At 63.7% G+C, this 26,668-nt stretch carries 29 protein-coding genes; 9 read left to right on the top strand and 20 right to left on the bottom strand.

Features of this window, described 5'->3' with window-relative positions; translation table 11 throughout:
* Positions 1-14: 14 nt before the first annotated feature.
* Entirely contained in the window at positions 15-566 is a 552-nt protein-coding gene (msrA, locus tag ACEN9O_RS12190) for a peptide-methionine (S)-S-oxide reductase MsrA (RefSeq protein WP_495617794.1), read from the bottom strand.
* A gap of 109 nt (positions 567-675) precedes the next feature.
* Here msrA and ACEN9O_RS12185 point away from each other — a divergent pair, with 109 nt between their 5' ends.
* Both ACEN9O_RS12185 and ACEN9O_RS12180 read left to right on the top strand, forming a co-directional pair.
* A complete protein-coding gene (locus ACEN9O_RS12185) occupies positions 676-1,179 on the top strand; it encodes a flavin reductase family protein (protein ID WP_495617793.1) in 504 nt (167 codons plus the stop codon).
* A 97-nt stretch (positions 1,180-1,276) separates the two neighbouring features.
* Positions 1,277-2,461, top strand: coding sequence for an acyl-CoA dehydrogenase (locus ACEN9O_RS12180; RefSeq protein WP_495617792.1), 1,185 nt, complete (start codon positions 1,277-1,279; stop codon positions 2,459-2,461).
* 159 nt (positions 2,462-2,620) lie between these two features.
* On the opposite strand, the gene ACEN9O_RS12175 is transcribed toward ACEN9O_RS12180, so the two are convergent.
* The 12 genes from ACEN9O_RS12175 to ACEN9O_RS12120 all read right to left on the bottom strand — a co-directional run bounded on the left by ACEN9O_RS12175 (position 2,621) and on the right by ACEN9O_RS12120 (position 15,568).
* The gene (locus tag ACEN9O_RS12175; protein ID WP_495617791.1) at positions 2,621-3,301 is read right to left on the bottom strand and encodes an OmpW/AlkL family protein; all 681 of its coding nucleotides are present in this window, start codon (positions 3,299-3,301) and stop codon (positions 2,621-2,623) included.
* A 75-nt stretch (positions 3,302-3,376) separates the two neighbouring features.
* Positions 3,377-4,729 carry an SGNH/GDSL hydrolase family protein gene (locus ACEN9O_RS12170; protein ID WP_495617790.1) on the bottom strand — a complete coding sequence of 451 codons (1,353 nt, stop codon included), beginning with the start codon at positions 4,727-4,729 and terminating at the stop codon, positions 3,377-3,379.
* A gap of 194 nt (positions 4,730-4,923) precedes the next feature.
* Positions 4,924-6,468 carry an alpha/beta hydrolase family protein gene (locus tag ACEN9O_RS12165; RefSeq protein ID WP_495617789.1) on the bottom strand — a complete coding sequence of 515 codons (1,545 nt, stop codon included), beginning with the start codon at positions 6,466-6,468 and terminating at the stop codon, positions 4,924-4,926.
* A 112-nt stretch (positions 6,469-6,580) separates the two neighbouring features.
* Positions 6,581-7,642 (bottom strand): L-threonylcarbamoyladenylate synthase, encoded by a 1,062-nt coding sequence (locus tag ACEN9O_RS12160; RefSeq protein WP_495617788.1) that lies wholly within the window; start codon positions 7,640-7,642, stop codon positions 6,581-6,583.
* On the bottom strand, positions 7,639-8,844 hold the full coding sequence (locus ACEN9O_RS12155) for a 5-(carboxyamino)imidazole ribonucleotide synthase (RefSeq protein WP_495617787.1): 1,206 nt from the start codon (positions 8,842-8,844) through the stop codon (positions 7,639-7,641). Before ACEN9O_RS12155 ends, ACEN9O_RS12160 begins: the two co-directional genes overlap by 4 nt.
* Positions 8,845-9,345 (bottom strand): 5-(carboxyamino)imidazole ribonucleotide mutase, encoded by a 501-nt coding sequence (gene purE / locus ACEN9O_RS12150; RefSeq protein WP_495617786.1) that lies wholly within the window; start codon positions 9,343-9,345, stop codon positions 8,845-8,847.
* Between the two features lies 1 nt (position 9,346).
* The gene (locus ACEN9O_RS12145; RefSeq protein WP_152841033.1) at positions 9,347-10,240 is read right to left on the bottom strand and encodes a phosphoribosylaminoimidazolesuccinocarboxamide synthase; all 894 of its coding nucleotides are present in this window, start codon (positions 10,238-10,240) and stop codon (positions 9,347-9,349) included.
* 121 nt (positions 10,241-10,361) lie between these two features.
* Positions 10,362-11,426: a class II fructose-bisphosphate aldolase gene (fba, locus tag ACEN9O_RS12140; RefSeq protein ID WP_495617785.1), complete on the bottom strand. Its 1,065-nt coding sequence runs from the start codon at positions 11,424-11,426 to the stop codon at positions 10,362-10,364.
* 130 nt (positions 11,427-11,556) lie between these two features.
* Positions 11,557-13,008, bottom strand: coding sequence for a pyruvate kinase (gene pyk / locus ACEN9O_RS12135; RefSeq protein WP_495617784.1), 1,452 nt, complete (start codon positions 13,006-13,008; stop codon positions 11,557-11,559).
* A 205-nt stretch (positions 13,009-13,213) separates the two neighbouring features.
* Positions 13,214-14,431, bottom strand: a complete 1,218-nt coding sequence (locus tag ACEN9O_RS12130) for a phosphoglycerate kinase (protein WP_495617783.1) — start codon at positions 14,429-14,431, stop codon at positions 13,214-13,216.
* A gap of 68 nt (positions 14,432-14,499) precedes the next feature.
* Positions 14,500-14,829: an AzlD domain-containing protein gene (locus tag ACEN9O_RS12125; RefSeq protein WP_495617782.1), complete on the bottom strand. Its 330-nt coding sequence runs from the start codon at positions 14,827-14,829 to the stop codon at positions 14,500-14,502.
* Positions 14,822-15,568: an AzlC family ABC transporter permease gene (locus tag ACEN9O_RS12120; RefSeq protein ID WP_495618464.1), complete on the bottom strand. Its 747-nt coding sequence runs from the start codon at positions 15,566-15,568 to the stop codon at positions 14,822-14,824. The genes ACEN9O_RS12125 and ACEN9O_RS12120 overlap by 8 nt, the downstream gene beginning before the upstream one ends.
* A gap of 137 nt (positions 15,569-15,705) precedes the next feature.
* Between ACEN9O_RS12120 and ACEN9O_RS12115 the strand changes: the two genes are divergently transcribed.
* The 4 genes from ACEN9O_RS12115 to ACEN9O_RS12100 all read left to right on the top strand — a co-directional run bounded on the left by ACEN9O_RS12115 (position 15,706) and on the right by ACEN9O_RS12100 (position 18,011).
* Complete coding sequence (locus ACEN9O_RS12115) at positions 15,706-15,912, top strand: zinc-finger domain-containing protein (protein ID WP_117014229.1); 207 nt, start codon at positions 15,706-15,708, stop codon at positions 15,910-15,912.
* A 33-nt stretch (positions 15,913-15,945) separates the two neighbouring features.
* Positions 15,946-16,371 (top strand): YybH family protein, encoded by a 426-nt coding sequence (locus tag ACEN9O_RS12110; RefSeq protein WP_495617781.1) that lies wholly within the window; start codon positions 15,946-15,948, stop codon positions 16,369-16,371.
* Between the two features lie 88 nt (positions 16,372-16,459).
* Positions 16,460-17,434, top strand: a complete 975-nt coding sequence (locus tag ACEN9O_RS12105) for a YheT family hydrolase (RefSeq protein WP_495617780.1) — start codon at positions 16,460-16,462, stop codon at positions 17,432-17,434.
* Positions 17,427-18,011 carry a DUF2946 family protein gene (locus tag ACEN9O_RS12100; RefSeq protein WP_495617779.1) on the top strand — a complete coding sequence of 195 codons (585 nt, stop codon included), beginning with the start codon at positions 17,427-17,429 and terminating at the stop codon, positions 18,009-18,011. The genes ACEN9O_RS12105 and ACEN9O_RS12100 overlap by 8 nt, the downstream gene beginning before the upstream one ends.
* On the opposite strand, the gene ACEN9O_RS12095 is transcribed toward ACEN9O_RS12100, so the two are convergent.
* Positions 17,986-19,656, bottom strand: coding sequence for a beta-barrel assembly-enhancing protease (locus ACEN9O_RS12095; RefSeq protein WP_495618463.1), 1,671 nt, complete (start codon positions 19,654-19,656; stop codon positions 17,986-17,988). The genes ACEN9O_RS12100 and ACEN9O_RS12095 overlap by 26 nt on opposite strands.
* 111 nt (positions 19,657-19,767) lie before the next feature.
* Between ACEN9O_RS12095 and moaC the strand changes: the two genes are divergently transcribed.
* The 3 genes from moaC (at position 19,768) to ACEN9O_RS12080 (ending at position 21,713) form a co-directional block, all read left to right on the top strand.
* Entirely contained in the window at positions 19,768-20,271 is a 504-nt protein-coding gene (gene moaC / locus ACEN9O_RS12090; protein WP_495617778.1) for a cyclic pyranopterin monophosphate synthase MoaC, read from the top strand.
* A gap of 50 nt (positions 20,272-20,321) precedes the next feature.
* Positions 20,322-20,804: a hypothetical protein gene (locus ACEN9O_RS12085; protein ID WP_495617777.1), complete on the top strand. Its 483-nt coding sequence runs from the start codon at positions 20,322-20,324 to the stop codon at positions 20,802-20,804.
* A 198-nt stretch (positions 20,805-21,002) separates the two neighbouring features.
* The gene (locus tag ACEN9O_RS12080) at positions 21,003-21,713 is read left to right on the top strand and encodes a flagellar brake protein (RefSeq protein ID WP_495617776.1); all 711 of its coding nucleotides are present in this window, start codon (positions 21,003-21,005) and stop codon (positions 21,711-21,713) included.
* Positions 21,714-21,780: 67 nt separating this feature from the next.
* On the opposite strand, the gene ACEN9O_RS12075 is transcribed toward ACEN9O_RS12080, so the two are convergent.
* From ACEN9O_RS12075 to recX, 6 genes are all read right to left on the bottom strand, one after another.
* Positions 21,781-22,248 (bottom strand): pilin, encoded by a 468-nt coding sequence (locus tag ACEN9O_RS12075; protein WP_495617775.1) that lies wholly within the window; start codon positions 22,246-22,248, stop codon positions 21,781-21,783.
* 195 nt (positions 22,249-22,443) lie between these two features.
* On the bottom strand, positions 22,444-23,019 hold the full coding sequence (locus ACEN9O_RS12070; protein WP_495617774.1) for an FHA domain-containing protein: 576 nt from the start codon (positions 23,017-23,019) through the stop codon (positions 22,444-22,446).
* 64 nt (positions 23,020-23,083) lie between these two features.
* Positions 23,084-23,965, bottom strand: coding sequence for a succinate--CoA ligase subunit alpha (sucD, locus tag ACEN9O_RS12065; RefSeq protein WP_008452531.1), 882 nt, complete (start codon positions 23,963-23,965; stop codon positions 23,084-23,086).
* Positions 23,966-23,978: 13 nt separating this feature from the next.
* Positions 23,979-25,148, bottom strand: coding sequence for an ADP-forming succinate--CoA ligase subunit beta (gene sucC / locus ACEN9O_RS12060; protein ID WP_495617773.1), 1,170 nt, complete (start codon positions 25,146-25,148; stop codon positions 23,979-23,981).
* Positions 25,149-25,225: 77 nt separating this feature from the next.
* Positions 25,226-25,810, bottom strand: coding sequence for a DUF2889 domain-containing protein (locus tag ACEN9O_RS12055; RefSeq protein WP_495617772.1), 585 nt, complete (start codon positions 25,808-25,810; stop codon positions 25,226-25,228).
* 356 nt (positions 25,811-26,166) lie between these two features.
* Positions 26,167-26,619 (bottom strand): recombination regulator RecX, encoded by a 453-nt coding sequence (recX, locus tag ACEN9O_RS12050; RefSeq protein ID WP_495617771.1) that lies wholly within the window; start codon positions 26,617-26,619, stop codon positions 26,167-26,169.
* Between the last annotated feature and the right edge of the window lie 49 nt (positions 26,620-26,668).

The following is a 26,668-nucleotide window of genomic DNA, read 5'->3' as shown; positions in this document are numbered from 1 at the left end:
CCTGCCTGTTTTATTTATTTTAAGCGCTGCGCATAGGTACTCTTGAACTTGTCCACCTTGGGCGCCACCACGAAGGCGCAATAGCTTTGCAGCGGATGCTGGCTGAAGTAATCCTGATGGTAGGGCTCGGCCGGATAGTAGCTCGAGGCCGGTGCCAGCTCGGTGACGATGGGCGCGTCCCACACCCCGGCCATCTGCGCGATCACCTGGCGCGCCGTGGCTTCCTGCTGCGGCGACTGGTAGAAGATCACCGAGCGGTACTGGGTGCCGACGTCGTTGCCCTGGCGGTTCAGCGTGGTCGGGTCGTGGATGGTGAAGAAGATTTCCAGCAGGTCGCGAAAGCTGATGACGGACGGATCAAATTGCAATTTCACCACTTCGGCGTGGCCGGTGCCGCCGGCGCAGACTTGCTCGTAGGTGGGGTCGGGCTGCTGGCCGCCGGCATAGCCGCACTCCACCTGCAGCACGCCCTTGAGCCGCGCAAACACCGCCTCGGTGCACCAGAAACAGCCGCCGCCCAGATACGCCGTTTCAAGCGCCGTGTCCGGCGCGGACTGACTCGTCATGACTGCCTCGCATAGAAGAATGCCCACGGGTTCACTGTAACGCAAACCAAGGCAATACGCTATCACGCGGTAAACTTTGGCATAATGGCTGAAAAGTCACAGGTCCACCATGCACACTCGTTCCCCCCGCGCCGCCCAGCGCCCCTTCGATACCAGCCATTTCCGCCAAGCGCTGGGGCAATTTGCCACCGGCGTCACCGTCATCACCACCCGGTTGGCGGACGGCAGCTTCCGTGGCCTGACGGCCAGTTCCTTCAACTCGGTGTCGCTGGACCCGCCGCTGGTGCTGTGGAGCCTGGCCACGACGGCCAACAGCATGCCCATCTTCACCGGCAATTCGCACTACGTCATCAATGTGCTGTCGGCCAGCCAGGCCCACCTGGCCAAGCAGTTCGCCACGCGCGGCATCGATCCCTGGCTCAACACCGAATACGAGCTCTCGCGCACCGGCCAGCCCATCCTCAAGGGCGCCTCGGCCTGGTTCGAATGCCACAACCGCAGCCGCTACCCGGAGGGCGATCACGTGATTTTCGTCGGCGAGGTCGAGCTGTGCGAGTTCTCGCCGTCGCCGCCGCTGATTTTCCACGGCGGCCAGTTCGGCAGCCTGGGCTAAAAACGGAAATTGGTGTCGCCATTTGAAAAGCCGTGACGGCGGCCCCGGCATAGAATGCCGGGCAGCCTTCCCACATTTTCATAATGAGAGACCACACATGAGCCAAGCCCGCGCCCAATTCCACTGGGATGACCCCCTGCTGCTGGACCAGCAACTGACCGACGACGAGCGCATGGTGCGCGACGCCGCCGCCGCATATTGCCAGGACAAGCTGGCGCCGCGCATCCTGGAGGCGTTCCGCCACGAGAAGATGGATACCTCGATCTTCCGCGAGATGGGCGAACTGGGCCTGCTGGGTCCGACCATTCCGGAACAGTACGGCGGTCCCGGCCTGAACTACGTGGCCTACGGCCTGATCGCGCGCGAGGTCGAGCGCATCGATTCCGGCTACCGCTCGATGATGAGCGTGCAGTCCTCGCTGGTGATGGTGCCGATCTACGAGTTCGGCACCGAGGCGCAGAAACAGAAATACCTGCCCAAGCTGGCCACCGGCGAATGGATAGGCTGCTTCGGCCTGACCGAACCCAACCACGGCTCCGATCCGGGCTCGATGATCACCCGCGCCAGGAAGGTGCCGGGCGGCTACGCGCTGAGCGGCGCCAAGATGTGGATCACCAACTCGCCGGTGGCCGACGTGTTCGTGGTCTGGGCCAAGGACGACGAGGGCGCGATCCGCGGCTTCGTGCTGGAAAAAGGCATGGCCGGCCTGAGCGCCCCCGCCATCCACGGCAAGTTCGGCCTGCGCGCCTCGGTGACCGGCGAGATCGTGATGGACAATGTGTTCTGCCCGGAAGAGAACGCCTTCCCGGACGTGCGCGGCCTGAAGGGTCCGTTCACCTGCCTGAACTCGGCACGCTACGGCATCGCCTGGGGTGCGCTGGGCGCGGCCGAAGCCTGCTGGCACACCGCGCGCCAGTACGTGCTGGACCGCCACCAGTTCGGCCGTCCGCTGGCCGCCAACCAGCTGGTGCAGAAGAAGCTGGCCGACATGCAGACCGAGATCACGCTGGGCCTGCAGGGTTGCCTGCAGCTGGGCCGCATGAAGGACGCCGGCACGGCGGCGGTGGAGATCACCTCGATGATGAAGCGCAATTCCTGCGGCAAGTCGCTGGACATCGCCCGCGTCGCGCGCGATATGCTGGGCGGCAACGGCATCTCCGACGAGTTCGGCATCATCCGCCACATGGTCAACCTGGAAGTGGTCAATACCTACGAAGGTACGCACGACATCCACGCGCTGATTTTGGGCCGTGCCCAAACTGGCATCCAGGCGTTCCAATAAACCCCGAAAACCAAGGGTCCGGAGAGGGCTGCGCCCGCATCTCGCCGTGCGAGATGCCCCCTTCGGGGTCTGACCCCGCCTCGGTTCGGGGTTCGCCGCTCAGGCGTAAAAAAAACCGCCGGGCTTCGCAGCCGCGGCGGTTTTTTTGCGTCCTGGGGTCTAGAAACCCTTGAAGTTGTAGCCGATGCTCACGCTGACCGCCAGCGGATCCAGGCGCACGTCCTGGGTCTGGCCGGTCGAGAAGTGCACCATAGTCTTGAGCTTGGTCTTGATGACGGTGGCGTCGACAAACCATTTCTCGTTGATCTTCACGGTGCCGCCGATCTGGTAGCTCATCGCCCACTTGTCGTCCAGCTTGAAGGTGGTGCCGGGGCCGCCGGTGTTGAGCAGCGCGGTCAGCTGGCCGGAGCCGGTCTCCTTCTGGAACATCGCATAGGTCACGCCCAGGCCCACGTAAGGCCGGAACATCGAGTTGGCCGGCAGGAAGCGGTACTGCACAAAGGCGGTCGGCGGCAGCACTTCCGCCGTGCCCAGCTTGCCCGTGCCCTGGATGGCGCCGGCGCCGATCAGGTCGTGCTTGTACGGCAGGCCCAGGTCCAGTTCGCCAGAGATGTTATCGGTCACCATGTAGGCGATCGCGAAGCGCGGCTTGGTGTCCGAGCCGACGTCGGCCTTGGTGCCCGGCAGCGCCGGCGCCGAGACGTCGCCCGAATCAACCTTCGGGGTGATCTTGTTGATGCCCAGCGTGCCGAGCCAGGTGCCGGCGGTCTGTTGCGCCGATGCGGCCGAGGCCACCGTCAGTGCGGCGGCCAGCGCCAGCAGTTTTACCGTGTTCTTCATATCGTCTCCTGATTTATTGTGTGATGAGTCCGGCAGCCGCCCGCCCGCGGGCCGCGGCTGCCTGCGACGACAGAATTACAGCCAGCCCTTGGCAACCATCTTCTCGGCCACAAGGCGGGCCAGCAGCAGGTTGTTGTACGGCGTCGGATGCAGCTTGTCGGCAAAGGCCCAATGGCTGACATCGCCTGTCTTGATGTTGCCGGCATTGCATATCAGCGAGCTCTCCAGCGGATTCTTGGCCGTGCTCAGGTCGCAAGCGGGATCCTTCACGTTGGTCAAGCTGTACTGGCCGGGATTGATCACCTGGTCGTGGCTGGTCGCAAACACATCGACCAGCAACACCTTGGGTTCCGACGCCAGGCCGGCGCTGAGCGTGGTGTTGAAGGTGTTGATCATGGCGTTGATCAGGGCCTGGGTCGATGCCGACTGCTCGTTGGCAAACGGCGTGGTGCCGAGGTCAGGAACGTTGTTCACGGTGACGTAGTTGGCGCCGTTGCCGATGATCTGGGTCTTGATCAGCGCGACCAGTTCGGTGGCGGCGGTGGCCATCGCAGGCACCAGCTCCGGACCATGGGCGGCCGCGTAGGCGTTGCCGGCGGCGGTGCCGTCGGCGGTCGCCTTGACGGTCATCGGCCCCCAGACGGCCTTATCCGCGACCGCCGCATTGCCCGGCTGGACAGCGGCGGCGCCGATGGCCGCCATGGTGATCGAATCCGGGGTGCTGCCCGGCTTGGCCGCTTCCGTCTGCGCGGCCAGGCCGATGGCGGCGGCGGCGGCCAGCGGATTGGTGGCGCCGGCGGCCAGCTGGCCGACCAGGCTGGTCACATAGGCCTGACCGCCGGCCGCGGTCGCATTGTCGCTCAGTACCGACAAGCCGCGCAGCGCGTCGTTGGCGCCGGCCATGACGAACACGATTTCATCGCCCTTGAACTTGCCGCCGACGGCCTTCAGGTGGTTGGCGATCTGGGTGGCCACCGGAATGGTCAGCGCGCCCAGCGAGCTGCCGGCCAGCTTGTTGCCCTGGCCGACAGGGTTGGTCACGCGGGAGCCGCCCTGGGCGTAGCCGTAGCAGTTGGCGTGGGCCACTTGCGGCACCGAGAAGCCTTTGGTGGCATCGCCCTCGAGGCCGGTCACGGCCGCGCAAGGCGCCGGCAGGCCCAGCTGGGCGGCCACCAGTTCGGTCCAGTTCTTGCCGGTCAGCGCTGGGGAAATGGCGGCGTTGTCGCCGTTGATCGTAAATTTGCCGCCCTTGAGCAGGGCTACCGTGCCGACGGCGTAGGAGCCGACGTCGGACAGGCTGTCGCCAAACGACACCTGGCTGCTGTACTTGTTCTTGACGGTTTGGTCGCCGGGTTTGGGATCGGTACCGCCGCAACCCGCAAGAACGGCCAGGGTCAATGCCGCAAGTGCAAATTTAGTATGACGCATGTTGTCTCCTAGAAAAAATCTTTTATAGTGTGATACGAACGGCCGTGCTATTCGCAACCCAACTAATATGCCAGCCTTATCCGCGAATGTATAGGGGAGCACATAAGGGACGTTTAAAAACCCGTTCATTTGTGGCTAAAAAGAACGATTGCTCGGCTGTATTTTCATAGAGACAACTGACTTCCAAATTGCTATCACCTGCCGGGGGCGGCGTCGAAGAAGTTTCTCGCTTCGCGCAGGCAGAACGGCGCCACCAGGCCGGCGTGATAAGTGTCGTTGACCGCCTTGTCGGCCGACGCCGACGAGCCCGTAGCGGCCAGCACGGAAAGGCGCAGCACCTGCTTGGCGGCGGCGAATTCGGCGCGCGTGGTGCGATACGGGACCAGCAGCGCCGAGTCGTCCACGTCCAGCACCGTCAGCAGGCCGGAAGCCATGCCGCGGGCGCTGAAGTAGCCGCTGGCGGCAACGGTATTGGCGAACGGCACCACCGGGTCCTGGTTGCCGCCGCACAGGAACAGCGGCACGCCCGGCGTGTAGGTGCGCAGGTCGTTCCTCAGCAACCATTTGCGCAGCGGCTGGGCCGGCGAGCAGGCCAGCGGCGCGGCGCGGCTGGCGTTGCAGGGATTGGCCTTGAGGTCGGCCAGGTAGCCGTTGCGGTAGCTGGTCTTCATCAGGTGGTCGGCGCCGAAAAAGGAGGCATAGCCCGGCGCCTGCGGCAGGGAATCCTGCGCGAACAGCACGTCGTTCGGCAGCTTGCCGGCCGCGACCAGGTCGCCCAGGCCCTGCGTGCCCGGCAGCAGCGTATCGATGCCGCCAGCGTATTTGGCTTCGTAGATATCGTCCAGGCTGTTGTAGATGGCGGCGCCGGCGCGCTGGCCGGCGTTGATCAGCATCGGCAGGAAGCCGCTGGAACCCATGGTCGGCGCACCGCCGTAGATGCCGTCGCCGAATTGCAGCAGCGCATACGGGCCGGACATCGGCGCCGCCGCCGTCACCGTGAATTCGCCGGGATACCTGGTCTGCATCGCGCGCTGGGTGGCCAGCGCCACGAAGCCGCCTTGAGAGTAACCGCTCACCATCAACCGGCCGGAGGCATTGGCGCTGATGCTGCCGAACACGCTGCGGGCGGCGCGCAGGGCATCGACCATGTCATTCGATTGCTGGTCGGCGTCGAGGTAGGGATGGTAGGCCAGCGAGGAGCCCGCATAGCCGGCGTAGTTCGGCGCCACCACGATGTAACCCTGGGTCGCGAACATCGCCGCCACCAGCAGCGCCTCGGTGCCGGCCAGGTTGCTCATGTCGGTGGTCTTCCTCGGCGAGGTGCCGTGTGCGTACAGCATCACCGGACGGGCGCCCTGGCAGGCCGCGTTGCTGCCGGACGGCACGATGATGGCGGTGCTGGCGTCGGTGTCGGCCGCCACCGAATCGACGGTGTGGTACTTGAGGGTGTAGGTGGTCACGGCGCAGGTCGGCGTACCGGTCATCGAGGTGCCCAGGGTGACGGAGGCGTCCACCAGTTTCTTCATGACGGCCGGATCGATGATGCTGGCCATGGCGCCGCCGCCGATGGCGGCCGGCACCAGCGTGGCGCCGCCGATGGGCACGCCGCGTAGCTGGACCGGCGGCTGCGTCACCACGTTGCCGCCGGTGCGGTCGCCGGACGAACCGCTGCCGCCTCCGCCGCAGCAGGCCAGCAGGACGACGAAGGAAATCAGGGAAAAACGGGCGGCTTTGAACATGGCGGTGGCCTCTGCTGGCGGGTCAAGGTGGCCGGTCTGTTTTAACCGGCGACACTTTAGCTTAGCAGAGACGCAATCCGGTGGCACCACCCTGTTGCGGTGCCCACACAGCTCATTTTTTCAACAGTGACGCGATGATACCGGCCGAGCCGAACACCGAGCGGCGCAGGCGGTCGTTGACGCCCAGCCACTGCGCGCCTTGCGGCGGCGTCTCCACCAGGATCAGGCCGGAGCCGGTCTGGTCCATGTCGCGCAGGGCCGCGTACAGACCGTAGGCGTAGCCGGCCGGATCGGCCGGCAGCATGCGCTGCGGCTGCGGCAACGCCGGCAGGGCGTGGCCGATGACCGCCACCTTGACGCCGCGCGCCTGCAGCTGCGCCAGCGCGGCCGTCAGCTCGGCCTGCGGCAGCATCGTCACGGGCGTGCGCGGCGCGTAGTGCGATTCCAGCGTGCCGGACGCGCGCGGGGCGGCCTGGTCCGGCGCGGCCGGCAGCGCGCCGATGACGTCGGCGATCTGCTGCGCGCTGATGTGGCCGGGACGCAGCAGCACCGGGCCGTGCGTGGCCAGGCGCGACAAGTCGACGATGGTCGATTCGATGCCGACCTGGCTGGCGCCGCCTTCGAGCACGGTGGTCAGCAGCGCGCCGCTGCAGGCTTCGCTGTCGGCGTCCTGCTCGTCGAGGCCGAACTCGTCGCGCACGTGCTGGGCGGTGGTCGGGCTGACGTTGCCGAACTTGTTGGCCGACGGCGCGGCCACGCCGCCCTTGCCGCCCTTGAAGGCGCTCAGCAAGGCGATCGCGACCGGATGCGACGGGCAGCGGATGCCGACCGTGTCCTGACCGCCGGAGACGGCGTCGGGAATGTGGCTGGCGCGTTTCAGGATCAGGGTCAGCGGTCCCGGCCAGAAGGCCGCCACCAGCTGGCGCGCTTCCTTGGGGATGTCGGTGACCCAGTAGTCGAGCTCGGCGCCAGGGGCGACGTGCACGATCACCGGATGGTCGTTGGGCCGGCCCTTGGCCTGGTAGATGCGGGCCACCGCCGCCGGGTTCTCGGCGTCGGCGCCCAGGCCGTAGACGGTCTCGGTGGGGAAGGCCACCAGGCCGCCCTCCTCCAGGATCGCCGCCGCCGCCGCGATGGCGGTGTGATCGGCTACCGCCGCGGGCTGCTGCTTCACGGCACGATGCCCAGGATGGCGCAGGCGGCGGCAAGCTGCTGCTGCGCCTGCGCCAGCGTCGGTGCGATGAAGGTCAGGTGCCCCATCTTGCGGGCGCGGCGCGGATCGTCCTTGCCGTACAGGTGCAGGCAGGCGCCCGGCAGCGCCAGCACCTGATCCCAGGCCGGTTCGCGCGGGTTGCCGTCACCTTCGTCCGTGTCGTCGGTGAACCAGACGTCGCCGAGGATGTTGAGCATCACGGCCGGCGAATGCTGGCGCACGTCGCCCAGCGGCAGCCGCGCCATCGCACGCACCTGCTGCGCGAACTGGCTGGTGACGCAGGCGTCCATCGTGTAGTGGCCGCTGTTGTGCGGACGCGGCGCCATCTCGTTGACCACCAGGCTGCCGTCGGTGAGCACGAAGAATTCGATGCACAGCACGCCAACATAACCGAGCTCGGCAACGATGGCTTGCGCCGCCTGCTGCGCCTTTTTGGCGCTGGCGTCGGACACGTTCGGGCCCGGCACGGTGGTGGTGAACAGGATGCCGTCGCGGTGGACGTTCTCGGCGATCGGATAGACCACCGATTCGCCGTCGGCGCCGCGCGCGGTCAGCACCGAGACCTCGTAGGCCAGCGGCAGCATCTTCTCCAGCAGGCAGGTCACGCCGTCCATGCTGTCGAAGGCGGCGCGCACGTCCTCGCGGCTGCGCACGCGCACCTGGCCCTTGCCGTCGTAACCCATGCGCACGGTCTTCAGGATGCCGGGCAGCAGCTCGTCGCCGATGGCGGCGATGTCTTCATGCGAGGCGATCACCTTGTGCGGCGCCGGCATCACGCCCGACTTGGGCGCGCAATCGACGAAGAAGCGCTTCTCGGCGATGCGGTCCTGCGCCACCGACACGCCATGCGCGTCCGGTGCCACAAACACCTGCTGCGCCAGGCGCGACAGGCTGTCGGCCGGCACGTTCTCGAATTCGGTGGTGACGGCCAGGCATTGCGCAGCCAGCGCGTCGAGGCCGGCGGCATCGCTGTAGCCGGCTTCCACCAGGCGCTGCGCGACCTGTCCTGCGGGACAATCGGCCGCCGGTTCCAGCACGGCCACTTGATAGCCCATGCTTTGCGCGGCCTGGGCGAACATGCGGCCGAGCTGGCCGCCGCCCATCACGCCCAGCCAGGCTGGCGGATTGGCGGCGGGCAGAAATGGTGAAAACAATTTACTCATTTATTCCAGCGGTAAAGTCATGGCCTTGGCGGCATCGGTTTGCGAGACGCGGAACGCTTCCAGCCGGTCGGCCAGCGCGCCGTCGGTGGCGGCGATCATGGCGACCGCCGTCAGCGCGGCATTGGCGGCGCCGGCTTCGCCGATGGCGAAGGTCGACACCGGCACGCCCTTGGGCATCTGCACGATGGACAGCAGCGAATCCTCGCCGCGCAGGTACTTGGACGGCACCGGCACGCCCAGCACCGGCACGATGGTCATCGCGGCCACCATGCCAGGCAGGTGGGCCGCGCCGCCGGCGCCGGCGATGATGGCGCGCAGGCCGCGCGCGCGGGCGCTCCTGGCGTAGGCGTACATCTCGTCCGGCATGCGGTGCGCGGAAATGACCTGGGCTTCAAACGGCACGCCGAACTGCTTGAGGATGGCGACCGCGTTCTGCATCACGTCCCAGTCCGACGACGAACCCATGATGACGCCGACCAGTGGCTTGTTCTGATCTGCCATGTTATGCCTTCAGCTTCTGGCCGGTCAGGCGCTCGATGGCCTCGAAGTACTTGGCCTGGGTCTTGTCGATGACGTCGGCAGGCAGCGCCGGCGCTGGTGCGGTTTTGCCCCAGGTCAGGGTTTCCAGGTAGTCGCGCACGAACTGCTTGTCGAACGACGGCGGCGACATGCCAGGCTGGTAGGAATCGGCAGGCCAGAAGCGCGACGAATCGGCGGTCAGCACTTCGTCCATCAGGTGCATGACGCCGTTTTCGTCCAGGCCGAATTCGAACTTGGTGTCGGCGATGATGATGCCGCGCGTGGCGGCGTAGTCGGCAGCGGCCTTGTACAGCGCGATGCTGACGTCGCGCATCTTGGCGGCCAGCTCGGCGCCGATGCGGCTTTCCATGTCAGCGAAGCTGATGTTCTCGTCGTGCTCGCCCAGGTCGGCCTTGGCGGCCGGGGTGAACAGCGGCTCAGGCAGCTTCTCTGCCTGTTGCAGGCCGGCCGGCAGCTTGATGCCGCAGATGCTGCCCGTGTCCTGGTAATCCTTCCAGCCCGAACCGATGATGTAGCCGCGCACCACCGCCTCGACCATGATCGGCTTGAGGCGCTTGGCGACCACGGCGCGGCCCTTGACCTGCTCGACTTCGTCGGCGGCGACCACCGATTCCGGCGCCACGCCGGTCAGGTGGTTGGGCACGATGTGGCCGAGTTTCTCGAACCAGAAATCGCTCATCTGGTTCAGGACCATGCCCTTGCCGGGGATAGGCTCGTTCATGACGACGTCGAAGGCCGACAGGCGGTCGGTGGTGACGATCAAAATCTTGTCGTCGCCGACAGCGTAGTTGTCGCGGACTTTGCCGTGGCCAAGGAGTGGCAGGGACTTGATGGAGGTCTGGTAAAGGCTGTTCATAGCGGGAGGTGGATAGACTAGCGGTATAGAAAAGCGAAAACCGGCGCAGGGAAAACCTTGCTAGCCGGTCAAGAGAGATGGACCGGTTCCCGAGAGAACCGATCCGTTCCAAAACAGAATTTTACTTCACAATCTGCGACAGCTCGCCGGCCTTGTAGCGCTCGGCCATTTTTTCCATCGGGATAACCTTGATCTTCGACGCCTGGCCTTCGCAGCCGAAGGCCTGGAAGCGCGCGCGCACGATCTGCTCGGCGGCGGCACGGGCCGGCTTGAGGAAGTCGCGCGGGTCGAATTTCGAAGGATTCTCGAACAGGAACTTGCGGGTGGCCGCGGTCATGGCCAGACGGATGTCGGTGTCGATGTTGATCTTGCGGACGCCGTGACGGATGCCTTCCTGGATCTCTTCGACCGGCACGCCGTAGGTTTCCTTCATGTCGCCGCCGAATTCGCGGATGATGGCCAGCAGTTCCTGCGGCACCGACGACGAACCGTGCATCACCAGGTGGGTGTTGGGGATGCGGGCGTGGATTTCCTTGATGCGGTCGATGGCCAGGATGTCGCCGGTCGGCTTGCGGGTGAACTTGTAGGCGCCGTGCGAGGTGCCGATGGCGATGGCCAGAGCGTCGCACTGGGTGCGCTGCACGAAGTCGGCGGCCTGGGCCACGTCGGTCAGCAGCTGTTCGCGGGTCATGGTGCCGTCGGCGCCGTGGCCGTCTTCCTTGTCGCCCTTCATGGTTTCCAGCGAACCGAGCACGCCCAGTTCGGCTTCCACCGTGACGCCGATGGCGTGCGAGAACTTGACCACTTCGCGCGACACTTCGACGTTGTAGTCGTACGAGGCGACCGACTTGCCGTCCGCTTCCAGCGAGCCGTCCATCATCACCGAGGTGAAGCCGGAGCGGATCGCGGCCATGCAGACCGCCGGCGACTGGCCGTGGTCCTGGTGCATGACGACCGGGATGTGCGGGTAGGCTTCGACGGCGGCGTCGATCAGGTGGCGCAGGAAGGCTTCGCCGGCATACTTGCGGGCGCCGGCCGAGGCTTGCATGATGACCGGGCTGTTCAGGGCGTCGGCCGCGGCCATGATGGCCTGCACTTGCTCCAGATTGTTGACGTTGAATGCAGGGATGCCATAGCCGTTTTCAGCGGCGTGGTCCAGCAGTTGACGCATGGATACGAGGGACATGGTAATACTCCAAACAATAAAAAAACCTGTCGCCGGCCCCCGTCATTCCCGCGCAGGCGGGAATCCATACTCAAGCTGCCATCGAGGCGCTGCATGGGCTCCCGCCTGCGCGGGAGCGACACAACCGGACTTATTTAGTAAATTCTCCAACCTTGACGATCTTCAGCGCATTGGTGCCGCCGACCTGGCCCATCGGCTCGCCCCAGGTGACGACGATCATGTCACCCTTCTTGGCGATGCCGTACTCGACCAGCAGATCCTCGGCCTGTTTCAACACTTCCGCGCTGCCCGCCTTCTGCAGCAGATTGTAGGCCTTCACATTGCGATACAGCGCCACTTTGCGCTGGGTCGTCACGCTCGGCGTCAGCGCGAAGATCGGCGTATCGATGTTGTGACGGCTCATCCACAACGCGGTCGAACCGGACTCGGTCAGGGCCACGATGGCCTTCACCGCCAGGTGGTGCGCGGTGAACAGCGCGCCGTAGGCGATCGACTGGTCGATCCGGGTGAAGGTCGCATTGAGGAAGTCGGCGTCGAGCTTGTTGTACTCGGACTGCTCGGCTTCCACGCAAATGGCGGCCATCATTTCCACCGTCTCGATCGGATAGCGGCCCGAGGCGGTTTCCGCCGAGGTCATCACCGCGTCCGTGCCATCCAGCACCGCGTTGGCCACGTCCGAGACTTCGGCGCGGGTCGGCACGGCGTTGAAGATCATCGACTCCATCATCTGGGTCGCGGTGATCGCCAGCTTGTTCGACTCGCGCGCCATGCGGATCATGCGCTTCTGCAGCGCCGGCACCGCCGCGTTGCCCACTTCCACCGCCAGGTCGCCACGCGCGACCATGATGCCGTCGGAAGCGTCGAGGATCTCCTGCAGCACAGGGATCGCTTCGGCGCGTTCGATCTTGGCGATCATCATCGGCTTGTGGCCGAAGGGCTCGCCGGCGATATTGGCCAGCTGGCGCGCCATTTCCATATCGGTCGCGCTTTTCGGGAACGAGATCGCCAGGTAATCGCACTGGAAACTCATTGCCGTCTTGATGTCTTCCATGTCCTTGGCGGTCAGCGCCGGCGCGGTCAGGCCGCCGCCCTGGCGATTGATGCCCTTGTTGTTGGACAGTTCGCCACCGATCTTCACGGTGGTGTAAATCTCATGGCCGACGATCTTGTCGACCACCAGCACGATCAGGCCGTCGTTCAGCAACAGCCGGTCGTCGGCGCGCAAATCCTGCGGCAGCGCCTTGTAGTCCAGGCCGACGCGTTCCTGGTTGCCCAGCTCGCCGTTTTCGCCCCATTTCGCGTCCAGGACGAATTTATCGCCGTTCGCAAGGTCAATCTTACCATTTTCAAACTTGCCGACGCGGATTTTAGGGCCCTGCATGTCGGCCATGATCGCCACTTCGCGGCCGCACTCGGCCGCCGCCTCGCGCACCAGGCGCGCGCGGTCGATGTGATCCTGGGCCTTGCCGTGCGAGAAGTTCAGGCGCACGACATCAACGCCCGCACGTATCATTTTGACCAGGACGTTGAAGTCAGTGGAGGCTGGGCCGATCGTTGCAACAATTTTGGTACCACGGGACATAGTATTCCTTGAGCGTTGGGTCATGCGAACAGTCTCCGCAAATGCGGCGGAGACCCGGAAAAGCTGCGCTGTTTGTGTTGCTAAGCCCCAAAATTTGTAGCAAAGCTACATATTTTTGGACCTTTCTCAGGCATTAACTGGATTTTACTGTTAATTTGCTACACCGCACGACCGTGCTTTTATACTTACTATTGTTCAGCCCTATTTACTGCGCCGCAGCACGCTGCGTCAAAATTTCCACTGCTGGCAGGGTCTTGCCTTCCAAGAACTCCAGGAAGGCGCCGCCGCCGGTCGAGATGTAGCCGATCTGCTCGGTGATGTTGTACTTGGCGATGGCCGCCAACGTGTCGCCGCCGCCGGCGATCGAGAACGCCTTCGAATTGGCGATGGCCAGCGCCAGCGTCTTGGTGCCTTCGCCGAACTGGTCGAACTCGAACACGCCGACCGGGCCGTTCCAGACGATGGTGCCAGCGGCGCCGATCTGCGCGGCCAGGATGGCGGCGGTTTGCGGGCCGATGTCCAGGATCATGTCGTCGTCAGCCACGTCAGCCACGGCCTTGATGGTGGCGGCAGCGGTGGCCGAGAATTCCTTGGCGCAGACCACGTCGACCGGGATCGGCACCTGCGCGCCGCGCTTGGCCATGATCTCGATGATGGCCTTGGCTTCGTCGACCAGCTCGTTTTCCACCAGCGACTTGCCGATGTTCAGGCCGACGGCCTTCATGAAGGTGTTGGCGATGCCGCCGCCGACGATCAGGTTGTCGACCTTGTCAGCCAGCGCCTTCAGGATCGACAGCTTGGACGAAACCTTGGAACCGGCCACGATGGCCAGCAACGGACGGGCCGGGGCGCCCAGCGCCTTGCCCAGCGCGTCCAGCTCGGCGGCCAGCAGCGGGCCGGCGCAGGCAACCGGCGCGAACTTGGCGATGCCGTGCGTCGACGCTTCCGCGCGGTGCGCGGTGCCGAAAGCGTCATTGACGTAGATGTCGCACAAAGCGGCCATTTTCTGTGCCAGTTCGTCGCTGTTCTTCTTTTCGCCCTGGTTGACGCGGACGTTTTCCAGCAGTACCACCTGGCCGGCCTGCAGGCCTTCCAGGCCGGCGCCGTCGACCCAGTTCTGTTTCAGCTCGACCGGCTGGCCCAGCAGCTCGGCCAGGCGCGCGGCGACCGGCGCCAGGCTGTCTTCCGGCTTGAACTCGCCTTCGGTCGGGCGGCCCAGGTGGGACGTGACCATGACCTTGGCGCCGGCGGCCGCGGCAGCCTTGATGGCCGGCACGGAAGCGCGGATGCGCGTATCTTCGGTGATATTGCCGCTATCATCCTGCGGCACGTTCAGGTCGGCGCGGATGAAAACGCGCTTGCCTTGCAGCGCATTCTGGGCGATGAGATCTTGCAGACGGATGAAGTTCAAAACAGCGGACATGGTTACCCAAAGGTCGAGTTGAAGAAAGAGCGCTATTTTACCGCAAGGACGGGGCGATTTATCTGTTATTAAAATACATGCATCAGCCGCAAAGCCGTGTAAAAGGCCATGCCGAACACAATTGTCTGCAACATATTGCGACGCAGCAAATAAAAGATCGTAGCGACAATTCCCGACACCAGTTTGAGATTGCTCAAATCGAGCAGCGGATGGCTGTTCACCAGGATCAGGTCCGGCGCCACGATGGCCGCCAGCGCGCAGGCCGGCGCGTAGCGCAGCATCTCCTGCACCCGCTTGGGGATGGTGATGTGGTGGCCGATCAGCCAGAACGAGCTGCGCGTGGCGGCGGTGGCCAGCGCCAGCACGCCGATGATGATCCAGATTTCCCAATCAGCCATGGGTTTTTCTCCATTTTTCGACGCCCTCTTCGATCGCCATCGCGGTCAGCATGCCGACCAGCACGGCCAGCAGCAGGCCCAGCTTGTACGGCAGCCCGGCCGCCAGCACCGACACCGCGCCGGCCACCAGCACGCCGCACAGCGCGGGACGGCCCACCATCAGCGGAACCATCACGCAGATGATGGCCAGCGTGCCGGCAAAGCCCAGGCCCCATTCGGCGGGCACGGCGCTGCCGAGGAAGATGCCGGCGATCGAGCCGACCTGCCAAGCGCCCCAGTTCGGGTACAGCAGGCCTTTGAGGTAGGACAGCTTGCCCACCTGCGGCGCCTCGCTGGGGTATTTGTGCAGAAACATGGCGACCGTCATGTCGCCGGCCACGTAGCCGAGCACGAAGCGCTTGCGCCACGACAGTTGGGCGAAATGCGGCGCCAGCAGGGCCGAGAAGATCACAAAGCGCAGGTTGACCACGACGGCGGTGGCGAAGATGACCCAGATCGGCGAATGCGAGGCGATCAGCGGCAAGGCCGCCAGCTGGGCCGATCCGGCGAACACCAGCATGGTCATGCCCAGCGCCTGCGGCACGGTCAATCCGCTCTTGACCATGGCGATGCCCACCACCAGGCCCCAGGCGCCGATGCCGAACAAGGTGGGAGTTCCGGTCTTGAGGCCTTCGCGCCACGAGGGTTCGTGGTGCTCGGCGACGTAGGGTGGGTGAGGGGCGCTGCTCAATTCGGTCATGTGCGTCATCGTGTGGCATTCCCGCCACATAGCAGGCCGCACCGGGGTTGTAGAGGCGCTATTTTACCGATGATTTTTGCTCAATGCGCGAATCCGTTAAAATCGTGGTTTTCCTCAGCCTTTCGGAGCACAAGAATATGACCAACGCCCACACGTCCGCCGCCACCAACGCCGTCGAGCTCGAAGGCAAGGACCTGCCGGCCCACTGCCCTAACCCGGCCATGCCGCTGTGGTCGTCCCACCCGCGCGTGTTCCTGGAATTCAACCACGACGGCATCGCCAAGTGCCCGTACTGCGGCACCGCCTACCGCCTGAAGCCGGGCACCGTCGTCGGTCACCACTAATATCATCGCCAGCCAGCGCGTCCCGGAGCCAGCATGCCCACCAAGCGAGTCAAGCAGTTGAACGGAAGTGCCGCCGAAGTTGAATCGGCTTTTTATGACGCGCTCAACCGCGCCGACCTGGACGCGCTGATGGCGCTGTGGGCTGACGACGACGAAATCGTCTGCGTGCATCCGGGCGGGCCGCGCCTGATCGGGCACGCGGCCATCCGCGCCTCGTGGGCCGCGATCCTGGAGCACGGCGGCCTGCACATCGTGCCGTCGCAGCTGCATGAGACCCATAACCTGATGAGCTCGGTGCACACCGTGGTCGAGGGCACCACCGCCGGCGGCGAGGCCGCGCACCTGGTCGCCACCAACGTCTACATCAAGACGCCGCGCGGCTGGCGCATCGTGCTGCACCACGTGTCGGTGGCGCCGGGGGCGGCGCCGGTCGACACCCCCAGCCAGATCCTGCATTAACCCCGCACGGCGGCAACCTGGGGTCAGACCCCGCGGGGTCTGACCCCGCCTTACCGGGGTGGCAGCCCGGCTCAATCAACGGACAGCAATGAACTATTCGGCGCCCTTCTGGCTCCCCTCGGGCCATCTGCAAACCATCTATCCCGCCACCTGCATCGCCAAGCCGGCGGTGCGGTTCCGGCGCGAACGCTGGGAGGCGCCGGACGGCGATTTCGTCGACGTCGATTTTGTCGACGGCCAGCCGGGCCGGCCCTTCGTGGTGCTGTTCCACGGCCTCGAAGGCTCGTCCGACAGCCACTACGCGCGGGCGCTGATGGCCGACGTGGCCGCGCGCGGCTGGTCGGGCGCGGTGCCGCATTTCCGTGGCTGCTCCGGCGAGCCCAACCGCGCGCCGCGCTTCTATCATTCGGGCGACGCCGCCGAGATCGACTGGATCATCCGCCGCCTGCACGGCCGCAGCAGCGGCAAGTTCTACGCCACCGGCGTCTCGCTGGGCGGCAACGCGCTGCTGCGCTGGCTGGGCGAATCGCAGCACCAGGCCGATTTTGTCGACGCCGCCTGCTCGGTGTCGGCGCCGCTGGACCTGGCACAGGGCGGCGTGTCGCTGTCGAGCGGCTTCAACATGCTGTACACGCGCATGTTCCTGCAGACGCTCAAGCCCAAGTGCATCGCCAAGCTCCAGCAGTTTCCCGGCCTGTTCGATCTCGACGCGCTGCACGCCGCGCGCGACCTGTACGCCTTCGACAACGTGGTGACAGCGCCGCTGCACGGCTACCGCGACACCGACGACTACTGGGACCGCGCCAGCGCCAAGCATGTGCTGGGCGACATCACCGTGCCGACGCTGGTGCTGAACGCAAAGAACGATCCCTTCCTGCCCGGCCGCCATCTGCCGCAACGGGCGGCGCCTAACGTGGTGCTGGATTATCCCGCCGAAGGAGGCCATGTGGGCTTTGCCGTCGGCGGCCTGCCGGGCAAGCTGCACTGGCTGCCGCAACGCCTGATCCAGTTCATGGAAGGCGCGACCGCCACCAACGACGCACTGGCCGAACAACATGGATGACATCGTCAAACAAGCGCTGGCCAAGTGGCCGAACGTCCCCCACTGCTACGGCTGGCTGGGTCTGGACGCGCGCGGCAACTGGCGCATGCGCGACGAACGCGCCCAGCACCTGAACCTGCCGGGCGATAAATTGCAGCACGCGGCGCTGGTCGCCTTCATCGTGCGCAACTACGCGGCCGACGAGCGCGGCTGCTGGTATTTCCAGAACGGTCCGCAGCGCGTGTATGTGCAGCTGGAGGCCACGCCCTACATCGTCCGCACCGATCCCGCGCTGGGCTGGGCCGTGCACACGGGCGCGGCGCTGGGGCCGGTCGAAGAAGCGGTGCTGACGGAGACTGGCGCGCTGGTCCTGCGCAGCGGCGACGTGGTGGCGCAGCTGGACGACCGCGATTTCGCGCACGTGCTGCCGATGCTGAAAATGAACGGCGCCGCCGTGGCCGACGAAGCGCTGCTGGCGTGGATGGAAGGCGCTGCGCCCGGCGCGCTGACGCTGGACGGCTTGGCCGTGCAGCGCGTGGCGGCCGCCGAACTGCCGGCGCGCTTCGGCTACGTCAGCGTACCGTCCGCACCGGCATAGGATTGGACTCCTGGCGCAGGCGGTCGAACGGATTGGTCGACGCCGGGGCGTCCGGGCCGCTGCGCATCTCCGCCTTGAACGCCGGGCGCGACTCGGCCTCGCGTAAATCCTTCTTGCCCTTCTCGCCCAGTTCCTCGCGGCGGCGCGCCTGCAGCTCACGCTCGCGCGCATCGATCACGGCCTGGTCGTAGAAGGAAGCGTCGGGCGACTTGCGCGCGTAGCTCAGCTGGTCCAGCGCCGACAGCACGCCGCCCTGCAACACATACGACTCCGCCAGCGCGATATGCTGCAAGGCCAGCTTGCCCTGCTTGGCATAGGCCTGCGCCAGCAGATCGTAGGCATCGGGATCTTCGCGGTACAGCTGCACCTGGTCGCGCAGATAGGTGGCCGCCTGTTCCAGCTTGCCGGCCGCGATCAGCGCCTCGCCATATTGATGCGCGATGCCGCGCGACAGCGGGAACTGCAGGTGCGCCGCCTCCGCCTCGGCCAGTCCCTTGTCGATCATGGCCTTGTTGTCCGGCTGCGCCAGCTTGATCTCGATCGAGGTGCTGACGAAGATCGAGTCCGGCGCCGGCCGCGCGGCCGCGCTGAAGGTGCCGGCGGCCGGTGGCTTGTCGAAGGTCGCGCGCGCCTTGTCGAGCCAGACCTGGGCCTGAGCGGTTTCGCCTTTTTTGAGCGACAGGAAAGCCATGCCGTACTGGCCGGCGGTGACCTGCTGGCGGTTTTCCTGCTGCATCTGGGCTTCAAAAAACACCTTGGCCTCTGCCAGGCCGGACGCGCTCGGGTCCTGCAACACGCGCGCGCGCGAACGCACCAGGTAGAAATCCAGGCTGTCCTGACGCTGCTTGTACGGCTGCTCGCGGATGCGGGCCTGGATGTCGGCGATACGCTCGGTGGTCAGCGGATGGCTTTGCAGATAGGCCGGCACCAGGTCGCTGTAGTTGCGGGTCGCGGTCTGCATGCGCTGGAAGAAAGCCACCATGCCCGAGGTGTCGAAGCCGGCCGCGCCCATGATCTGGAAGCCGATGCGGTCGGCCTCGCGCTCGGCGTCGCGGCCGAAGTTCAGTTGCCGCTGGATCGCCAGGCCCTGCCCAGCCGAGAACACGCCAAGGGCCGCGTCACCGCCGGCCTTGGAGGCCAGCGCGGCCAGGATCATCGCCGCCAGCGGGATCAGCGCGTCCTGCTTCTGCTGGCCGATCGAGCGGGCGATATGGCGCTGCGCCACGTGGCCGATCTCGTGGCCCAGCACCGAGGCCAGCTCGGACTCGGACTGCGCCGCCAGCAGCAGCGCCGAGTGCACGGCGATGAAGCCGCCGGGCAGCGCGAAGGCGTTCAGCTGCGGATCGCGCACGGCGAAGAAATAGTAGTCGAAATTGGCCTCGCCGCGCGCGCCGGGGCGGGCCGCCACCAGCGCATTGCCGAAGTTGTTCAGGTATTCGAGGATGGGGCCGTCGTCGAGGAAATCGTGGTCGCGGCGGATATCGCGCATGATTTCCTCGCCCAGCTTGCGCTCCATCAGCGGCGACAAGTCCTGGCGTTCGGTATCGCCGAGCGCGGGCAGGTTGGGGATTTTGGCGGGCGCCAGCACGTCTTGCGCCATCGCCAGCGGCATGGCAACCAGCAGCGCGGCGGCGACCAGGCGCATGCGCAGGGAGTGGGGGGAACATTTTGTATTCACGGTGATATGATACCCGCAACTTGGATGCCCACGCACGGCGTCCGCCGACGAATTATTTTGTTACGTTTTAAGCCCACCATGACCATCGAAAACGCCGCGCCCGCAGATCAACTGACCCACTTCGACGGCTCCGGCCAGGCGCACATGGTCGACGTCGGCGCCAAGGCCGAGACGCATCGCATCGCACTGGCCAGCGGCACCATCCGCATGAAGCCGGAAACGCTGGCCATCATCACCGGCGGCACGGCCAAGAAAGGCGACGTGCTGGGCATCGCGCGCATCGCCGCCATCATGGCCTCCAAGCGCACCAGCGACCTGGTGCCGCTGTGCCACCCGCTGGCCTTGACCCGCGTGACGGTGGATTTCGAGACCGATGTGGCCAATTCCAGCGTGCACTGCAAGGCCCAGGTCGAAACCTACGGCAAGACCGGGGTGGAAATGGAAGCGCTGACCGCCGTGCAGGTCGGCCTGCTGACTGTGTACGACATGTGCAAGGCCGTCGACCGGGGCATGGTCATGACCGATATCCGCGTGATGGAGAAGCACGGCGGCAAGTCGGGCGATTGGAGCGTGACGAGCTAAATGACCATACAAATCCTCGATAATATTTACTCAATAGTCTGCAGACCACCATGCTTTTGCTGATTGGACTCGTCGTCCCATTTCTGGTCTATATTATTATCCCAATAAAGAAAAAGTATCGCTATTGGGGTGCGCTGTTCGTCATCATTTCCTACCTTCTAGTTTTCTTACCCTCTCTTCGTCAGGATCATCGCCTTGCCAAGTATGGCGTGCAACAAACCGGCGTGCTGACGAATAAAAACTGCGACATAAAAAACAAGCAACGTATAGAGTACCGTTTTGTTGTCAATCAAAAGGAAGTGTCTGGAGCTGGAAAACCTGGTCATGGCAATCAACCGTGCGAAAACTTCAAAATTGGCGATCAGGTTTTCGTCACTTATTTAGCGGACGATGAAACGATCAATATTCCGGAGCGAAACATGGAGGACCATGTTTTCGCTTGGTCATTCGGTTTTTTTGCGCTGTACCTTTGTCTTCTATGGATTGGCAATGAACGAGAAAAGTTCAGAAAGAAGAGCAATCCATCCCAGTAGCTAATTAGCTGGGAGGAATAAAATGCAACGGTTCTCAGCGCAATTTTGGCCTCATGGTGCTGCTGCGCGACCAATCAACAACCCATCCTATTGTCTGATTGTTACCTTTGTTGGGTGGGTATATAATCAATGTCACCGAAGTAATCTTTTGACGTAGGCCTCACCGTACCCGCCTCGCGCATACGAGAAAGAATTTGAATGAGCAGCAACCCTCCACCGAGCGAAGCCAAGACTCAGGAATACGAATTCGAGCAAATGAACCTGCAGGTGGGTGGCAGGATACAGTTCATCACTCACCGCACCATCAAGCCGATCCAGCACTTCTCCACGCTGATCGGCTGGGTGAAGGACGAGTACATGATCGTCAAGGTTCCGTTCGAGAATGGCGCACCGATCGCCCTCAACGACGGCGACAAGCTGACCATCCGCGTCTTCTCCGGCGTCAACGTCTGCTCGTTCTCGTGCGTGGTGCAGCGGGTGTTCCCGCGTCCGCTGTTTTATGTCCACCTGTCGTTCCCGGTGTCCATCCAGGGCACCAGCCTGCGCGCGGCGATGCGCGTCAAGGTCGATATCCCGGCACAGGTCACCTCGCCTGTCGGCACCACCTCGGTGTTCCTGGTGAACCTGAGCGTCTCCGGCGCGCTGATCGAATCGGCCAAGAAGCTGTCCGACGACGAGGCCCACGTCGGGCTGTCGTTCTACCTGATCGCCCAGCCCGGCAACCGCCAGGTGCGCATCAATCCGAATGCCACCATTCGCAATATCAACGTGGTCAAGCCCGCCACCGGCGACAAGCCCGAGGTGTTCACCTACGGCGTGCAGTTCATCGACCTGGATCCGGTCCACTACACCATGCTGCAAAACCTGACCTACGAGGCGCTGATCGCCGACCGCCAGAAAATCGTCTGACCCTTCCCGCCGCAGGGACGAAAAAAAACCGGCCGAAAGGCCGGTTTTCTCGTTCAGGAGCTGAACATTAAGGAACTACGTTGTTCTTGGTCAGCGCTGCTGCCGCTGCGGTGTTGGTGACGGTGGTGGTGACGTTCCAGGTGACGTTGGCTGCACCGGCGGCGATGGTCGGGGTGTAGGTAGCGGTCAAGCCGTCGATGTTCTTGCCTACGCCGGTGGCGAAGGTTTCAACGATCACGCCGTCGGTAACGGTGGCGCCGGAAACTTCCTTGGTTGGGGTGAAGGTCGGTACACCTTTGGCGCCGGCGTTGCAGCCGGTCAGGTCGCCTCCACCTTCCTGGGCGCACAGCGACACCGCAGTCTTGATCGAGTCGATCGCGCCCTGGGCGTTGGCCATCTTGGCTTTCACGGTGTAGTCGCTGTACGCAGGAATCGCGACGGCGGCCAGGATGCCGATAATGGCAACCACGATCATCAGTTCGATCAGGGTGAAGCCGGCCTGGGCTTGTTTCTTCATCATTTTCATGGATTTCATTTTCGACTCCTGGGGTGTGTTGAACATCAAATTTGGTGGGACACTTAGCTATGAGCAATTGGTGTGCCACCCTGTTTTTGATGCCTAATTCCACAAAATATGCCAAAAACTGTCGCTTTGGGTCGCCTGGACTGCCGTTTTTTGTCAGTCCGCAGGCCGCAAATTGTCAGCCGGGGTCGCCGCTGACAAATATTGTCAGGCGATGCGGAAGGCCATCTGGGTTCCGCTGAGGTCGATCACGTCGCCGTGATTCAAACGCTGGGCTTGCTTGCCCAGGGCGATGCCGTTCACCAGCGGCGGCTGCGCGCCCTCCTGGTGGGTGATGCTGTAAGCGTCGGGCTGGCGGTGGATCACCACCACCTGCACGCCGGCGCGGCCGAGCGTGGTCTGCGGCTTGGTCAGCGCCATCTGCTTGCCGGCATTGTTGCCATTTAATACTTCGATGTGCGCCAGCACGGGCGCCGCCGCCATCATGGGCCGCACACCGTCGGCGATGAACTCGACCTGGAACTTGGCCATTTTGATCACATCCTGATGCTGCAGGAAGTGCTTGCCGATACGGTGGCCGTTGACGAAGGTGCCGTTGGTGCTGTGCAGGTCTTCCAGGAAGGAGTCGTCCAGGATGGTGACGATGACGGCGTGGTCGCCGCTGACGGCCGGATGCGTCAGCACAATGTCGTTGCGCGGGTGACGGCCGATGGTCATCCGCTCTTTGCTTAGCTGTACTTGCTGTTCCAGTTGTCCGTCGCGCGAGATGAGGATCTTCGCCAATCTGTTCTCCATTAAAAAGGGGAGCCGAAGCTCCCCCATTATTCCACATTCAAGCGGGCTGTAATTACAGCATGGCTTTCAGCAGACGCGCCATTTCGGACGGGTTCTTGGTGACAGTGATGCCGCAAGCTTCCATGATTTCCAGTTTGGCTTGTGCGGTGTCCGCGCCGCCGGAGATCAGCGCGCCGGCGTGGCCCATGCGCTTGCCTGGAGGAGCGGTAACACCGGCGATGAAGCCGACGACCGGTTTTTTCATGTTGTCTTTGATCCAGTAAGCCGCGTTGGCTTCGTCCGGACCGCCGATTTCGCCGATCATGATGACCGCGTCGGTATCAGGATCGTCGTTGAACATCTTCATGACGTCGATGTGCTTCAGACCGTTGATCGGGTCGCCGCCGATGCCGACTGCCGACGATTGGCCCAGGCCCAGCGCGGTCAGCTGACCGACTGCTTCATAGGTCAGGGTGCCCGAACGCGAGACCACGCCGATACGGCCCTTCTTGTGGATGTGACCTGGCATGATGCCGATCTTGATTTCGTCAGGGGTGATCAGGCCTGGGCAGTTAGGGCCCAGCAGCAGGGTCTTGGAACCTGCTTTAGCCATGCGGTCCTTCAGGGCCATCATGTCGCGGACAGGAATGCCTTCGGTGATGCAGATGGCCAGATCCATTTCAGCTTCGACAGCTTCCCAGATCGCGGCGGCCGCGCCTGCTGGCGGCACGTAGATCACGGACACGTTGGCGCCGGTTTCTTTTTTCGCTTCGGTGACGTTAGCGAAAATAGGGATGCCTTCGAAATCTTCGCCGGCTTTCTTCGGGTTCACGCCTGCGACGAAGGCAGCTTTGCCGTTCGCGTAGTCGCGGCAACCGCGGGTGTGGAATTGACCGGTCTTGCCGGTAATACCTTGGGTAACGACTTTGGTATCTTTATTGATCAGAATGGACATGTTGATTCCTTAATTAAGCTTGACCGGCAGCGGCGGCGACTACGCTCTTCGCTGCATCTTCCATGGTGTCGGCTGCGATGATAGGCAGACCGGAATCGGCCAGCATCTTCTTGCCCAGGTCTTCGTTGGTGCCCTTCATGCGGACCACCAGCGGCACGTTCAGCGACACGGCTTTGACCGCGGTGATCACGCCTTCGGCGATCACGTCGCAGCGCATGATGCCGCCGAAGATGTTGACCAGGATGGCTTTCAGGCCTGGGTTTTTCAGCATGATCTTGAACGCTTCGGTCACTTTCTCAGCCGTGGCGCCGCCGCCGACGTCCAGGAAGTTGGCTGGCTCGCCGCCGAACAGCTTGATGGTGTCCATGGTGGCCATGGCCAGGCCGGCGCCGTTCACCAGGCAGCCGATGTTGCCGTCCAGGGAGATGTAGGCCAGGTCGAATTTCGATGCTTCGACTTCCGCTGGATCTTCTTCGTCCAGGTCGCGGTAAGCGACGATTTCTGGTTGACGGAACAGCGAGTTGGCGTCGAAGTTGAACTTGGCGTCCAGTGCGATGACCTTGCCCGAACCGGTCAGGATCAGCGGGTTGATTTCGGCCAGCGAGGAGTCGGTTTCCCAGTAGGCTTTGTACAGGCCCTTCAGGTTGACGACGGCGTCGGCGATCGAAGCTTCCGGCACACCGATCTTGGCGGCGATGCCAGCGGCTTCAGCGTCGGTCAGGCCGATCGATGGATCGATGGCGATCGAGTGCAGCAGTTCTGGGTGGGACTCGGCAACTTCTTCGATGTCCATGCCGCCTTCGGAGGAAGCCATCAGCACCACGCGCTGCGATACGCGGTCGGTAACCATCGACACGTACAGTTCTTTCTTGATGTCCGCGCCTTCTTCGATCAGCAGGCGGCGTACTTTCTGGCCTTCAGGGCCGGTCTGGTGCGTGACCAGCTGCATGCCCAGGATCTGCTCGGAGAATTCTTTGACTTGTTCCAGCGATTTGGCGACTTTGACGCCGCCGCCTTTACCACGGCCACCGGCGTGGATCTGTGCTTTTACAACCCAGACCGGGCCGCCCAAGGTTTCAGCAGCTTTGACTGCTTCTTCAACGGACATGCACGGAATACCGCGCGGAACCGTCACTCCGTATTTTCGGAGGATTTCTTTGCCTTGATACTCATGGATTTTCATGCTGGCTTCCCTTCTGATGCTGATGTGTAAAAATCGGTTGATACTGCGAAATGTGTGAATCTAGTAAGCAGACATTGCTACGCGCCACCTGGTGCTGCTTTGGCCACCCAGCGCGGGTAAAACTGCGCCACTGCCCCGCCGTCGGTGCGCAGGGCATGGCATTTGTCGAGTTGAAACGGCTTCTGGCGCGGCACACCATGGTCTTCGGTAGCCGCGTCGTTGGTCGACCAGACATCGTTGGCGAACGCCTGCACCGCAGCCGTGGGCAGGATCTGCGCCAGTTCGGTCAGGTGGGTGCAGCCGGCGATGCCGGCCAGGCGTTGCTTGAGCTCGTGGCGGAAACCCTTCATCAGGTTCAGGCCGACGAGCTGTTTTTTATAATCGGGGGCAATGGTGTCGCAGTGGCCGGGATACGGAACGGCATCGGACGCGGCTTCGGCATCGACGATGTTCAGTTGCAGATCAACGGTCAGGCGCAGGTGCAGGTCATGCAGGGGCGTGCCGGCAGCGCGCGGACCGGAGGCCAGCACGGTGTCGATCACCTTGATGTCGGTGATATGGGCGTCAAGATCCCACAGTCCGTCATCGCGTGCATACGCTTGGACGGCAATTGCGCGCGTGTGCCGAAGCGCACGTCGGGTAACTGGGGTTGACAGGGACATAAGACCGATGCCGCTCTCGCGACAGAAATTTAGTAAGCAGCCATGTGCTGAATCGCACGTGTCCGCAGCTTCTACGGACAACTACCGCACCTGCGGCGCTGCAAAAACCCCAAAAGTGTAGCACATCAAGACCTCCAGTTGCGTCAGAACATAGCTTTTGGATGGAAATATGGGCGGTTTGAGCGTTTTATTACAAGAAATTCATACGTCTTATTTCAGTCATGGAAACATTGCATGGTGCGGCGCGGTAGTACCCCGCACGGCGGCAGGATGGGGTCAGACCAGGGTCTGGACAGGGGCTGCGCCCCGCATCTCCCATGGGAGATGCCCCCGGTGTCCGGGTTTGGGGTCGGCGCTCAATCGTCTTCCGGCGCGCCCTTCAGGGCGGTTTGCACGGCGCGCTGGGAAAATCCCCGTTGCAGCAGGAAGCGCATTTGCTTGTTGCGTTCCTGCGGATCGGCGGCCACGGTGCCGAACTTGCGGTTCCAGACGTCGACGCAGCGCTCGGTCTCGCCCTCGGCCAGGCCGGCCTTGAGTTCCTGCAGCTCCTCGCCCTTGATGCCGTGGCTTTGCAGCTCGGCGACGATGCGGCTGTTGCCGAAGCGGGCCGAGCGCCGGTGGATCAGCGCTTCGGAGAATCGCTCCTGCGACAGCCAGTTGTTCTTTTCCAGCAGGTCGAGCAGGGCTTCGACGTCGTCGCCCTCTTCCGCGTAGCGCGCCAGCTTGCGGGCCAGTTCCATGCGGCTGTGCTCGCGCATCGACAGGAAGCGCAGGGCACGTGCCTTCAGGCTGAGTTGCGGTGCTGCCATAAAACCCTCTGCGCAATGAGAAAACCACCGGCTGCATTCGCAGCACGGT

The organism is Duganella sp. Dugasp78 (assembly GCF_059491455.1).
Note: the sequence above shows the minus strand (reverse complement) of the source record. Positions and strands in the feature narration are given on the sequence as shown.